General features: G+C 67.1%; 9 protein-coding genes. 6 read left to right on the top strand and 3 right to left on the bottom strand.

Translation table 11 applies throughout. The annotated features are described in order from the left end of the window. Positions 1-251: 251 nt before the first annotated feature. On the bottom strand, positions 252-1,292 hold the full coding sequence (locus tag QR64_RS17625; protein WP_039586484.1) for an NADH:ubiquinone reductase (Na(+)-transporting) subunit F: 1,041 nt from the start codon (positions 1,290-1,292) through the stop codon (positions 252-254). Positions 1,293-1,389: 97 nt separating this feature from the next. Next, positions 1,390-2,604 carry a cytochrome P450 gene (locus tag QR64_RS17630; RefSeq protein WP_024102186.1) on the bottom strand — a complete coding sequence of 405 codons (1,215 nt, stop codon included), beginning with the start codon at positions 2,602-2,604 and terminating at the stop codon, positions 1,390-1,392. A gap of 1,341 nt (positions 2,605-3,945) precedes the next feature. On the opposite strand from QR64_RS17630, the gene QR64_RS17635 reads away from it, so the two are divergent. Further along, positions 3,946-4,917 (top strand): LLM class F420-dependent oxidoreductase, encoded by a 972-nt coding sequence (locus QR64_RS17635; RefSeq protein ID WP_019290753.1) that lies wholly within the window; start codon positions 3,946-3,948, stop codon positions 4,915-4,917. Between the two features lie 133 nt (positions 4,918-5,050). Further along, positions 5,051-5,968: an alpha/beta fold hydrolase gene (locus QR64_RS17640; protein WP_052227354.1), complete on the top strand. Its 918-nt coding sequence runs from the start codon at positions 5,051-5,053 to the stop codon at positions 5,966-5,968. Here the strand turns inward: QR64_RS17640 and QR64_RS17645 are convergent. Further along, complete coding sequence (locus QR64_RS17645) at positions 5,938-7,113, bottom strand: MFS transporter (protein ID WP_039586490.1); 1,176 nt, start codon at positions 7,111-7,113, stop codon at positions 5,938-5,940. The genes QR64_RS17640 and QR64_RS17645 overlap by 31 nt on opposite strands. A 141-nt stretch (positions 7,114-7,254) precedes the next feature. On the opposite strand from QR64_RS17645, the gene QR64_RS17650 reads away from it, so the two are divergent. The 4 genes from QR64_RS17650 (at position 7,255) to QR64_RS17665 (ending at position 13,161) form a co-directional block, all read left to right on the top strand. Beyond that, positions 7,255-8,652: an amidase gene (locus tag QR64_RS17650; protein ID WP_039586493.1), complete on the top strand. Its 1,398-nt coding sequence runs from the start codon at positions 7,255-7,257 to the stop codon at positions 8,650-8,652. 21 nt (positions 8,653-8,673) lie between these two features. After that, positions 8,674-9,777, top strand: coding sequence for an XdhC family protein (locus QR64_RS17655; RefSeq protein ID WP_006551033.1), 1,104 nt, complete (start codon positions 8,674-8,676; stop codon positions 9,775-9,777). A gap of 54 nt (positions 9,778-9,831) precedes the next feature. Continuing rightward, the gene (locus tag QR64_RS17660) at positions 9,832-11,535 is read left to right on the top strand and encodes a helix-turn-helix domain-containing protein (RefSeq protein WP_033098441.1); all 1,704 of its coding nucleotides are present in this window, start codon (positions 9,832-9,834) and stop codon (positions 11,533-11,535) included. Positions 11,536-11,712: 177 nt separating this feature from the next. Beyond that, on the top strand, positions 11,713-13,161 hold the full coding sequence (locus QR64_RS17665) for a uracil-xanthine permease family protein (protein ID WP_039586495.1): 1,449 nt from the start codon (positions 11,713-11,715) through the stop codon (positions 13,159-13,161). The last annotated feature ends 56 nt before the right edge of the window (positions 13,162-13,217 follow it).

A 13,217-nucleotide genomic window follows, 5' to 3' on the forward strand; every position in this document is an offset into this window, starting at 1 on the left:
GACGCGAGCTGGATACGGTGACGCCTAACCGCGCAGGACCGTGCATCCGCCGACGTCACTGAAGTCGCGCAATTGGGGTTCTTGCATGCTCGGCGGTTCACGGGGGCGGGGTTACAGAACGGCCTTCGGGTCCAGCTTTGCGGAAGATCTGCGGGTTACGTCCCCGGGCGAATGAACTGGCAACGAACAAAGTCTGGGGCAGCGAGTACATACGCGCTGCCCCAGACTCTTGTCGTGGTGGATCCTGAAGGTCAGAGCACTGCCGGCGCTGTGCTGGTTGCGGGCGTGATGGCGAACTCCTCGCGGAAGATCAATCGAGGAGCTATACGCCTGCGCTTGAGTGCCTTGACCGCCGCATCGACCATCGCGGGTGGGCCGCAAAGGAATGCGCTCATCCCCTTGCACGAGGGAAAGTCGCTGACCACGACATCGGTGACCAGCCCGGTTGCCCCTTCCCACTGCTCCTCGCTGAGAACGGGTCGGTAGTGGAAATGCGGGTGCCGGTGTTCGAGATCGCGGAAGAATTCGACATCGTAGAGGTCTTCCCGCCGGCGGCCGCCGTGGTAGAGGAACAGTTCTGGGACGAGGTCCTCGACGAGGGCGTGTTGGACGATCGATTTCAGTGGAGCCAACCCCGTCCCACCGCCGATCAAGATCGCCGGTTCATCCTGTTTCGCGACGAGATTGAACTGCCCGAGGGGGCCGCGCAGCGAGACTCGTTCCCCGAGCGTCATTGAGCGGAAGATCCACCCATCGGTCGACAACCCGCCCGCGGTGAGCTTGATGTGAAATTCCAGCCGCCGAGTCTCGGTCGGAGGATTAGCCATCGAGTACTGCCGCGCCCCTGCGTGCTCAGGAACGATGAGTTCGGCGTACTGACCGGCATTGAACTGCATCGGAGTGTCCAACTCGATCACCAGTCTGCGCGTGTTGGCAGCGATGTCGTCCAACACGACGACGGTGCCTTCATAGTCGCGTAGAGGATGACGAGGCACGCCGTCATCGCTGACGTTGCCGAGCGGCTCGACGGTCAAGTCCGAGCGGGGAGTGGCCATACACCCCAGAGCCAGTCCTTCGGCCCTTTCCTCGACGGTCAGGGTGTACTCCGGAGTCTGGCGGTGGTCGACCTCACCGCGCAGCACCTTGAGTTTGCATGTCCCGCAGGTTCCCTGAGTGCACGAGTGGGGCAGCCACTCGTTGGCCCGCAGGGCAGCATCGAGAATGGATTGGGTTTCTTCAACGGCAATGTCCGTGTTCTTTCCCTCTATACGGACCAAATATTGATCAGACATTTCCGGTAGCGCTCCAATTCAATATCGATAACCTCGGGTGTTCCCGATGCTCGCCGTATCTGTGCAGATGATTCAGGAGGGGTGAGGTCGAGGTCGCCTACACTTCCCATTCGACAAACAGCTGCTTGGGGCCGCGGAAACCCCATCCCCAAAAGTCCACCTCGTGGGTTTCGTCTCGTTCGATGTTCGGAATTGCCTCGAGCAATTCTTCGAGTCCGATTCGGACGACTGCATTGGCGAAATAGGTTCCGGCGCATGCGTGTTTTCCGCCGCCGAAGGTCATGTTCGGCACCAGGGCACGATCGAGGTCGTATTCGGTGGGGGCGTTGTACGCGTTTTCGTCCTGATTGGCCGAACCGTACGACAGCATCACGATTGAACCCTCAGGAAGCGTGACCCCGCCCACGGTAACTTCTCTCGCGGCGCGCTTGACCGCGGCGGACCAGATCGGGGCAACCCAGCGCATGCCCTCGGATGCGGCGCGGGGGATCAGAGTCGGATCGTCGATGACACGTTCGAGCTGGTCCGGTCGGCTGAACAGTCCGGCCAAGGTCGTGGCCATGGCATGACCGGGCTCCTGCATTGCTCCGAGCAGGAAGACATACAGGTTGGGGTAGATGACGTCGCGACTGCGGGTCTGGCCCTCCGGCATCCCGTCGTGCAGCCAGTGCGAGATGGCTGAATGGTCCGGTTCGACGATCCATTTGTCGATCTTCGGGTCGACATGCGCGATGATTTCCGCTTTGGCGCGGTCGCCGGGGGCGAACCCTTCGGGGTTGGCGAACTCACCGTTTTCGTCGACTGCCGCATTGGTGAACGACACGCTCAGATTGTGGAACCACTCGCGCAGTTTTTCGGTGCTGACATCCCCGAGACCGAGCAGGTCGCCCAGTGCGCGGACACTCACCGGCTCGCAGTAGGCGGCGACGATATCCGCGTGCCCGTCGTTCTCGAACTCGGCAATGCGCTGTCGCGCAAACGGTCGGACGAGATCGTCGATGTACTTGTCGACGGCTGAGGGCTGCAGGTGTGGTTCGACCATGTCCCTCAGATTGCGGTGCTCGTCTCCGTTGGTATTCAGCAATGCCTGAGGGCCGAAGGTGCGGCCGCCGGCAGCGGAGATCACCGCAGGCCAGGTTGTGTCGTCTTTGGAGATCTCAGCACACAGTTCTTTCGTCGAGACGATGTGCATGCCGAGGGCGGGAACGTAGGCAATGGGTGCCTCTTTGCGGAGGCGCTCGTAGAACGGGTATGGATCGGCCTCGAGCTCCTCGATGGTGATTTCGTCGATGAAGCTGCGGGTGGAAGTCATCATGCTCCTTCTGATTTCGGGTGCTTTGAGCCGGGAGGCGGGCTGAGGCGGCTGTGAGCTGCTTCGGTTGGCCAGGCGGAGGTGATCGTCGGGTCAGCGAAGCGCTGGTAAATGTCTGTGTGAGCTGGCCGCGACAAACGTCAGTTGGGTGTGCCGATTATCGGGATGTCTGATGGGGCCTGATCGCTAGCGTGTGCTGCGCTCGAGAGCGTCGAGAGAGCTGGTACGAAGTGCTGCACGGTCGAGTCGTATGTCAGGGGCCTCGTTCATCCTCGGACGTCACTGGCGCGGATCTTCGTAGCAGCGCAGACAAGCTGCTCGGACCTCACTATGGGGCCCCGTCCACGCCTAGAAACCGCGTAAAGACGATCTCAGTTCCCCGGGGTTGGAGGCTCAGTGGTTTCGCGTGCGCCAGAGATTGGATATCGAACCGGTCGCGGCGGTCACTCATGCGTCGTTCTCCTTCGTCACCTGCGGCGGAGTGAGAGGTGGTGTGGCGGCCGGCGGGTGGCGGCGCGCACACGAATAGCGTCGGGCATGAGCCCGCAGGATCCGGCTTCCCAACTTCACCGAACCGCGTCGGTTTGTGTCTGATGTCACGAGGATGGTCGGAATCGTCGGCTGTGCGTCGCACTGTTCGGGATAGCCGAACGGAAAGGGTGAATCGTCGGGACATTTTCGGCTGCACCGGAAATGAGACGTGTCAGGGATGATTCGGGGAGCATCCCTGAGCTTCGTTGTTGGGTCCGGTCGAAAAGTGAGCAGCTGGCCCCGAGGTGGTCGCACTCCATCGTGTGCGACACGCACCTACACATCTGGAGGCTGTGCCGTCGACTCGAGATGTCAATAGGGCGCGGGGCGGCGCCCACTGTCTGCCAAACCCCGACGATTCCTCGAGCTGTGTGCCCGCCGATAGGGCGTACGCACCGTCGCTCGACAGGTTGGAGCCCGACCTGCCGCCGGGGAGTTGGGCCGACGGCTAAATCCTCGAGTGGGACGGCAGATCGATCACGACCGTCGCCCCACTCGACCGCCTCGTCGTCCGCGAGATCAGTTCCCTCTGTCTGCCCGAAGACTAGCGGATCCAGATCGCGGACCTCCGTCGGGACGGCATCAGCGTGGTCGGAGCTGTCCGACTTCCGAGCGCCGTCAACAGGATTTAGCCTCAATGCACCGATCGGCTGATGCGGTCGTCGTGACTTCCTTTGCGCACCTTCGGACAGAGTCTGGACACAGCTGACCGGACACCGAGGACCGGAGTGGGCGCGGGGCGGGCTCGATCGCCCGGGGCGGGACACGCCCGGATATGACCTGAACCACAGTGTGGCTAGGGTGACGGTCATGACGGAGAACACGACACGACGATGGGGCCTGACCGTCCCGCTCGACGGCATCCCCCTGCCCGACCAGCGACGCATCATCGAAGAGCTCCCCGATCTCGGGTACACGGACGTGTGGTCGTCCGAGGCCGGCGCTGCCGATGCGTTCACCCCGCTGACCCTCGCGAGCGTGTGGGCTCCCGGCCTGCGCCTGGGTACCGCGATCGTCCCCGTCTACACTCGCGGCCCCGCGACGCTGGCCATGTCGGCCGCGAGCCTCGCCGCCGCCGCACCCGGCCGCTTCGTGCTCGGGGTGGGCACCTCCTCCGACGTCATCGTGGAGAAGTGGAACGGCATCCCCTTCGAGGAACCGTTCAAGCGTGCCCGTGACACCCTGCGGTTCCTGCGTGCGGCGCTGGCGGGGGAAAAGGTCTCCGAGAAGTACGACACCTTCGCCGTCGACGGCTTCCGGGCCGGCGTCGTACCCGACCCGGCGCCGCCGGTGCTGCTGGCGGCACTGCGCCCGGGCATGCTGCGTCTGGCCGGGCGTGAGGCCGACGGCGCCATCATCAACTGGCTGTCCGCCGACGACGTCCGCACCGTGGCGCCCTACGTCCACGAGGGCGGCGAGAACAAGGAGATCGTCGCGCGGATCTTCGTGCTCCCCGGCTTCGACACCGAGACCGCCCGCGCCATCGGCCGCCGCATGATCGCCGCCTACATGAACGTCCCCGTCTATCGGGCCTTCCACGAATTCCTCGGCCGTTCGGACGATTTCGCCGGCATGTGGAAGGCGTGGGCGGAAGGCGACCGCAAGGCCGCCCTCGAAGCGATCCCGGACCACGTCGTGGACGCCCTCGTGATCCACGGCGAACCCGAGGCCTGCCGCGAGCATGTGGAGCGCTACGTCGAGGCAGGTGTGACCACCCCGGCCATCGCCCTGGTGCCCTCGGGCGATCCCGCACCGATGATCCGGGCGCTCGCCCCGCGCTGACGACCGGACGTCACGATTCGATGTCGGCGGTTAACGGCACCCGAGGGCGACGCGACAACTCCTGCAGATGCGCTGTGCAGGAGGCGAGATGGCCGAGCCGACGTCGAGTACGGACCCGAACACGATCGCTCGTGTGACCGTGGTTGCCGACGACGGAGTGCCGTTGGCCACCACGGTGACCGGATCGCGGGATGCGGGTCTGACCCTCGTGTGCCTGCACGGCCACTGCCAGGACGCCGCGAGCTGGGATGCCGTCTGCGAATCGGTGGACCTGCCGGGTCTGCGCATCGTCCGCTACGACCAGCGAGGACACGGTCGTTCCGGGACCGGCGACGTCACGGCGTGCACGGTCTCCGGGATGGCCGACGACCTCGACGCGGTGCTCCGGACCCTCGCGCCGGACGGACCGGTGGTGCTGGCGGGATATTCGATGGGCGGCATGGTCGCACTGTCCTACGTCCGTCGTCACCCTGACGCCGTCGGCGACCGCATCGTGGGTGTCGGCCTGTTCGCCACCGCAGCATCGGGGCTCGCGGACGGCGGTATCGGACGCTATCTGCGGCATCCGGCCGCCTCCATCGTGCACCGGGCGGTGTCGCGTGCACCGCGCGTCATGGAGTTGTCGAAACGCGCCGGGGGCCGGGTGTGCACGGTTGCCGCACGCAGGCGCACGGAGGAATCGTGGCTGCGGGTGGTCGGATCGGCGCTGTCGAACGAGACCTCCGTCGTCACCTGGTCGCGACTGCTGGCCGACTTCGCGGTGCTCGACGAGTCCGCCGCCCTCGATGTGCTCGCCAGAGTGCCGGTGGTCGTCGCGGCGGGCACGGAGGACGTCTTCGTGCCCTTGTCGTTGTCGGAGATGATGACGGCGCGGCTGCCGCACGCGAACCTCGTGCGGTTCGTCGGTGCCGGTCACCGCGTGCTCGCCGACCGTCCCCAGGAGGTCGCCGGTGCGCTGTCGGATCTGCTCGGGCACGTGCGCGCCCTGGACCCCGTCGGCCTGGACCCCGTCGGCCTCGCTCAGCGCGAGCCGACGAGGGTCGCTTCCTGATCGGCGAGCAACTTCCGGGGGACGAGCGCGAGCACGAGCAGTGCCACGGCGACCGCGAAGCATGCGACGAACCCGACGTGGGGTGCGGCGAGCGAGATGACGAAGGGCACCGCGAAACCCAGATAGATCAGGCAGTAGAAGACGGCGACGGTCTGCGCCAGCTCGTCCGGCGGAGCGATGTGCTCGACGGTGACGAGACCGGAGACGAGCAGCATGCCGTAACCCCCGCCGAGAAGGACGGCGGTGACGAGGACGGCAAGCACCGATACCGGGCCGTCGACGAGCACTGCGACGCCGGCGGTCACGAAGCCCAGCACACCGAGACCCACCCCCGTCCAGACGCCACGGTCCTCACCGTGCCGGGTGATGCGCCGGGCCACGGGCTGGATCAACGCACCGGTGAGCAGGGTCAGGGCGGCGACCACGCCGGTGAACGCGACGGCCACGCTGTCCACGCGGCCCGAGACGATCGGCGGCATCGTGGCGAACGAGACGGTCGCGCATCCGAAGACCCACGGGGCCCACGGCACGACACCCCAGCGGAAGCGCGGGGACGACAGCGTCGACAGGCGCCACGAGCCCTGCACGGTGCGGGGCCGGTGGGCGTCGGGGACGGTCCACACCAGTACCAGCGCGACCACCATCAGAGCGATGTGCACGAGATAGGGCAGACGGTCGGGGGCGGGCAGCCACTGCGCGATGAGACCGGCGAACAGGGCGCCGCTGCCGAATCCCGCCGACAGTGAGACGGCGGCTCGGCGCGCTCCCACACCTGGACCTTCGCTCAGTTCCTTCATCCACGCGGTGCCGGCTCCGAACGCCATCCCGGATGCCGATCCGGCGAGGACCCGGCCGAGATACAGCAACGCCGGGATATCGGCGCCGAGAAGCAGGACGATCGACGACACGATGCTCACCGGGATCATCGCCCGGATCACCGGACGACGCCCGATCCGGTCGGCCACGCGCCCGAAGTAGAGCAGGGCGGGGATCAACCCGACGATGTAGGAGCCGAGCATGGCGGTGAACGAGTCGCTGCCGAGTCCCAGGTGGTCGCGGTAGACGAGCTGCATCGGAGCGAACTGATTGGCGCCCCAGCTCACCGCGAATACGGCGAACGCGAGACGAGCCCAGGACGGAATCATTCCCCGATCCTCTCAGGCCCGTTCCGGCGGGAAAGTATCAACTCTTCACACCGCGGCGACCGGCTTCCTGTGGAGTGTGGACGTAGGAGGGCCCCGGAGCCGGCCATAGCGTTCTCGTCGAACGCAGACCAAGGAGGGCCAGTGGCGGTAGACGGTCGATCCCCGACGCTCGACACCGAGCGCACCGGCACGTGGACCGGCGCCGACGCGCGGTCGATCGCCGCCGTGGTCCGCAACCGCGAGGTCACCGCCCGTCGGGTCGTCGAGGACCATCTCGCCCTGATCGCCGAGCAGAACACGCGCCTCAACGCGATCGTCACCGTCGCGGCGGAGAGTGCCCTCGCCGAGGCCGACGCCCTCGACCGACGCCTCGACCGCGGCGAGGTGGCCGGTCCGCTCGCCGGGGTGCCGTTCACCGTCAAGGACCTCATCGCCACCGCAGGCGTGCGCACGACGGCCGCCTCGAGGGCGCTGGCCGACAACGTCCCCGTCGTCGATGCACCGGCCGTCGCCGCGATGAAGGCGGCCGGCGCGATCCTCGTCGGCAAGACCAACACGCCCGAATTCGGGACCTCCGGGCTCACGGACAACGAGATGTTCGGACCGGCCGTGAACCCGCTCGGCAGCCCCGAGTCGCCGCGCTCACCCGGCGGATCCAGCGGGGGCGAAGCCGCGTCGATCGCGTCGGGCATGAGCGTCCTCGGATTGGGCACCGATTTCGGCGGGTCCGTGCGCTGGCCCGCGCACTGCACCGGCCTGTGCTCGATCCGCCCCACCGTCGGCCGGGTGTCCGCGGACGGCCAGTACCCGGGGGTGCTCGTCGGCGATCATGTACGTGCCAATCCGACGACGGTGCACGGCGCGCTGCAGACCGTCGGGCCCATGACACGGAACCTCGACGACCTCGTCCTCGCCCTGCGCATGATCTCCGAACCGCACGTCGCGTGGACCGACCCGGCGACCGTCGACGTCGACACGCTGACGATCACCTGGGCGCCCGGGGAGGGCACCGTGCCCGTCGACGAAGAGATCGAGGACGTCGTCCGCGAGAGCGCGCGGCGCCTCGGTGCCCGTGAATACCGCGGGTCGGCCCTGGTAGAGGGGAACGAGTTGTTCGGGCGGCTGAGGGCCACCCAGACCCACGCCGACATCGACGCGCTGGCGAGGACCGACCGCTTCGGTGCTGTCATCCGCGACCTGCTGTCCACGGCCGGTCGCGCCGAACATCGGGAGGTGGAGGGCCTCTGGGCGTGGCGCACCGCGCTGATCCATCGCCTGCTCGACGAGATGGGCGACGTGCTGGTGCTGCCGGTCGCGTCCATCGGGGCGCCTCCGCTCAGCGACGATCGTTTCGCTGTCGGCGACCGGCTGCTCACCTGGCAGGAGGCACTGGCGAGCTGCCGCACGATCAGCGTCACCGGCCTCCCGTCCGTCGTCGTCCCTGTCGGGCGGACGAGTGACGGCATGCCCATCGGCGTGCAGGTCGTCGCGCGCCCCTTCCACGACCACGTCGCGCTGGCCGTCGCCGCGCGTCTGTGACACACCGGTAAGGAGACCGCTGTGCGGGACATTCTCGACGAGCTGTCGCGATGGTTCGACGACGGTGAGACGTTCGCGCTCGCAACCGTCGTGCGCACCTGGAAGTCGTCGCCGCGCGAACCCGGCGCCGCGATGGCCGTCTCGCGGTCGGGCGAGGTGGTGGGCAGTGTCTCGGGAGGGTGCATCGAAGGCGCGCTGTACGACATCGCGGGTGACGTGCTCGCCGACGGGCGTGCACGGACCGAGGTCTTCCGCGTCACTGACGACGACGCCTTCGGAGTGGGTCTGACCTGCGGCGGCACCATCGAGGTGTTCGTGCAGCGGGTCGATGCCGCGACCTATCCCGAGTTCCCCGAGGTGGCACGGCGGATCGGGGCTGGAGAGCCGGTCGCCGTCGTTACCGATCGGGAGTCCGCCGACCATCGTGTGGTCACCCTCGACGGGGACGACGGCACCGACGTCGGGGACGAGGTGCGCCTGCGCCTGTCCTACGGCGATTCGGAGGTCTATGTCGACGAGGGGCGTGCGCAGATCGTGGCGATCTTCGCGCCGCGACCGAGGATGTACGTCTTCGGTGCCATCGACTTCGCGTCCGCCCTGTGCACGCTGGGGAAGTTTGCCGGTTACCGCGTGACGGTGATCGACGCCCGGCCCGTCTTCGCGACGCCCGCCCGATTCCCCGACGCCGACGAGGTCGTGGTGGCGTGGCCGCACGTCTTCCTCGAGTCGGCGCCGATCGACCCCACCACGGTCGTCGCGGTGCTCACCCACGACGAGAAGTTCGACATCCCACTGCTCGAACGGGCCCTCCGCTGCGAGGCCGGATACATCGGGGCGATGGGCAGCCGCTCCACGCACGAGCGCCGGGTCGCCCTGTTGCGCGAGGCCGGTCTGTCCGCCGACGAACTGGGACGGCTGCACTCGCCGATCGGACTCGACCTCGGGGCGCGCACCCCGGAGGAAACGGCCGTGTCGATCTTCGCCGAGGTCCTCGTGAGCACGCGCGGTGCCACCGGACGCAGCCTCGCGACACTGCGCGGACCCATCCACCGGGTCCCGGCGGGACGTGCTGCCCGACCTGCGGCTTGTCCGCCTGCGATTGACGGTGTTGCCACAGCCCTCTAATGTCACGTGTCTCCCACGCAGGGGTGAACGACTGGCAGGTGGACGGGTATTGCTGTGACGGTGCGCAAGGCTGAGAAACCGGGGCCCAGCGCAGCCGAACCGGATCGCAGCGCAGCGGATCCGGAGGACAGCGCAGCGGTCGCATTCGAACCCTGCCCGCTCACGGACGTCGTCTCCTCGGGCTTCCTCGTCGCACCGACGGTGATCGCCGGTGACGTCTCCACGGCGCGAGCCGTCACCGGGGTCGCGGTGATGATGCTCCCCGAGATCGGTCCCTGGTTGCGTCCGGGACTGCTGCTCGTCACCTCCACCACCGTGCTCGCGCGACTCGCCGTGCCGATCGCCGACTTCCTGGCGCGGCTGGACCGGAGCGAGGTCTCGGCTCTGGTGGTCCGACTCGACACCGGACACCCGCTGCCGCAGGGTCTCACGGACGACGTTCCCCTCCCTGTGCTGACGACGCCGGAGGAGGTCGTCGCGGATCACCGTCTCGCGCGGGATCTCCGCGACATGGCTGTCGCTCAGGTGGAAGCGGTCTTCGAGGCGGATCACCTCCGTCGCGGGCTGCTCGAGATCGTCATGGCGGGTGGTGGGCACAGGGCGCTCGCCGAAGGCATCTCGCGCCGGCTCGGCGGGGCGGTTCTGATCACCACGCCCGACGGACGCCAGACCTACAGGGCCGGAAAAGAGTCCGATTTCGCCTGGCTGTCCTCGACGGCGGCTGTCGACGCGACTGGCCGGGTGCGGACCGATTCGATCGAGGGCGGGCTCGGTCTGCACCGATTCGGCAACGAGTACGTGGCGATCGCCGCGATCTCCGCCAATGGCATAGACCACGGCCGGCTCGTGTTCTTCTGTCCCGCACGCGATCTCTCCGCGCCGGATCTGTATCTCGTGGAGCAGGCGGCGACGGTGTGTGCGCTCGTCGTCAGTCGTGAACTCGCAGTGTCGGCGGTCGAGGAGAAGCACCGGGCCAACTTCGTCCGGGACCTGTTGCGCGGCCGCGCCGGGGAACCCGAACAGGTGATCGTGCACGCCCAGATGTTCGGCTGGAATCTCGACCGCCCGGTGGTGGTGGTCGCCGTCGAACCCGATCGCGTGGACGACGATTCCTCGGCGGCACCGGCGCGACTGCCCGTCGTGGAACGGCAGGCCCGCGCGTTCGCGGGTGCGCTCGCCGGCCGCGATTCCGGAGCGTCCGTCACGGCCCTGGCGACCGAGACCGTCGTGCTCATGGGTGAGGGCAGCGACACGATGACCCTCGTGCACGAACTCGTCGCCCAGGTGCGCGGAGCCGGTGGGGGAGGACGTCGCCCGTTCGGTGTGGGGGTCTCGCGTGCGTCGTCGTCCACCGACGACCTGCCGGTGCTCTACGCCCAGGCGCGCACGGCACTCGAAGTGGGGCGCAAGATCTCCGGGCCGTGGGCGGTGACCCATTTCGACGATCTGGGTGTGTACCGGTTGCTGAGCCTCGTCGAGGACACCGAGGAACTCGAGTCGTTCGCGCGCGAGACGCTCAAGGAACTGACCGACGGCACGGCCGAGGCGCAGGACATGTGCCGTACCCTCGAGGTGCTCCTCGCCACCAACATCAACATCGCAGAAGCCGCGCGCCAGTTACATTTTCATTACAACACTCTGCGCTATCGTGTGGCGAAACTCGAAAAGATCCTCGGTCCCTTCACCGAGCAGCCCGAACTGCGGCTGGACCTTTCGCTCGCCCTCAAGATCATCGCGATGCGCGGGATCGATTCCTGACGATCAACCACCGATCTTGCCAATTTCGGAAGGTCGCTCCTGGCAGATTCCTCCCACGCCGGGCCGGAGCTGCTCCGTTAGCGTTTGCGGCTACCGAAGTACACGTGTGATCGGCAACACAGGCGTAACGATCCACGTGAACGCTATCGGCACCCACACTCTGCTGAAAGGTCCGATATGCCCATCTGGACAGTGCACGGAGACGGCAAGAACATAGAACCGGGACAGGTCGTGGCGCCGATGGAGCGCCTGAGTTGGGGCCGCACCATCGGCCTGGGCGGCCAGCACGTGGTGTCGATGTTCGGCGCCACCTTCGTCTTCCCCATCATCATGGGACTCAACCCGCAACTCGCAGTCATGCTTTCGGGCTTCTGCACCCTGTTCTTCCTCGCTGTCGTCAAGGGCCGGATCCCCAGCTATCTCGGTACCTCCGCGGCCTTCGTCGGCGGCATCGCCGCGATCTACGCCCAGGGCGGCTCGCCGTCGGAGGTCACCGGTGCGATCATGGTCTCCGGGCTCGTGCTCGCCGCGATCGGTGTGGTGATCCACTTCCTCGGCGGCTCGCTGGTCTTCAAGATCCTGCCGCCGGTCGTCACCGGCGCGGTGGTCATGCTCATCGGCTTCAACCTGGCGCCGGTGGTGGCCGGTACCTACTGGCCGCAGGATCAGTGGGTCGCGCTGACGGTGATGATCGCGCTGATCGTGGGCAGTGTCGTGCTGCGCGGCTTCCTCGGCCGCGTCGCCATCTTCCTGGCATTGCTGTTCGGCTACGCACTGTCGTGGATCCTCGACCGGATCAGCGGACCGATCACCTCCTACGACGCCGGTGCCGACGCCGTCACCGAACACTTCCGCGTGAACTGGGACGGCGTCGCGTCCGCGCCGTGGTTCGGTCTGCCGCCGTTCACGGACGAAGCCGCCGGTGTCGTCGGCATCCATGCCCCGTCGTTCAGCCTCACCTTCATCGTGCTCGTGCTGCCCGGCGTCATCGCCCTGATCGCGGAGAACGCCGGACACGTCAAAGCGGTCGCCGAGATCACCAAGACCGATCTCGACCCCATGATGGGACGCGCGCTGGCCGGTGACGGTCTCGCCACGGCCCTCGCCACCGGTGTCGGCGGTTCCCCGACGACGACCTACGCGGAGAACATCGGCGTCATGGCCGCGACCCGCGTGTACTCGACGGCCGCCTACGCCGCGGCCGGTGTCATCGCGATGCTCCTCGGCTTCTCCCCGAAGTTCGGCGCGGTCATCTCCGCGACCCCCGGCGGCGTGCTCGGCGGCATCACCGTGGTCCTCTACGGCATCATCGGCCTGCTCGGCGCCAAGATCTGGAAGGAGAACGGCGTCGACTTCGGCGACCCGCGCAACCTCATGCCCGTCGCGGCCGGCCTGATCATCGCCATCGGCGACACCAGCCTCGAGTTCACCGACACGTTCTCGCTGAGCGGCATCGCGCTGGGCACCATCGTCGTTATCGGTCTCTACCACCTGTGCCGGGTCATCGCCCCCAAGGACATCGCCCCCGAGGATCCCGATACCCCCTCCGATCAGGGACAACCGGTCCGGACGGAGCCCGATCCCGACGGGGAGAGCGGCGCCGGGAGGCTGAAGGAGTTCGCGTGACCTCTATTACATCTGACATTGTCGACCGGTGAGCTTTGTCACTTCTCCACGAAACG

This window comes from Rhodococcus sp. Chr-9 (assembly GCF_000801125.1).
Taxonomy (GTDB): Bacteria; Actinomycetota; Actinomycetes; order Mycobacteriales; family Mycobacteriaceae; genus Rhodococcus; species Rhodococcus pyridinivorans.

What these genes read in the sequence shown, in the direction of transcription:
- QR64_RS17630 (WP_024102186.1), bottom strand. Translation starts at nt 2,604, where the DNA reads ATGACTTCCACCCGCAGCTTCATCGACGAAATCACCATCGAGGAGCTC.
- QR64_RS17625 (WP_039586484.1), bottom strand. Translation starts at nt 1,292, where the DNA reads ATGTCTGATCAATATTTGGTCCGTATAGAGGGAAAGAACACGGACATT.
- QR64_RS17645 (WP_039586490.1), bottom strand. Translation starts at nt 7,113, where the DNA reads ATGATTCCGTCCTGGGCTCGTCTCGCGTTCGCCGTATTCGCGGTGAGC.
- QR64_RS17665 (WP_039586495.1), top strand. Translation starts at nt 11,713, where the DNA reads ATGCCCATCTGGACAGTGCACGGAGACGGCAAGAACATAGAACCGGGA.
- QR64_RS17635 (WP_019290753.1), top strand. Translation starts at nt 3,946, where the DNA reads ATGACGGAGAACACGACACGACGATGGGGCCTGACCGTCCCGCTCGAC.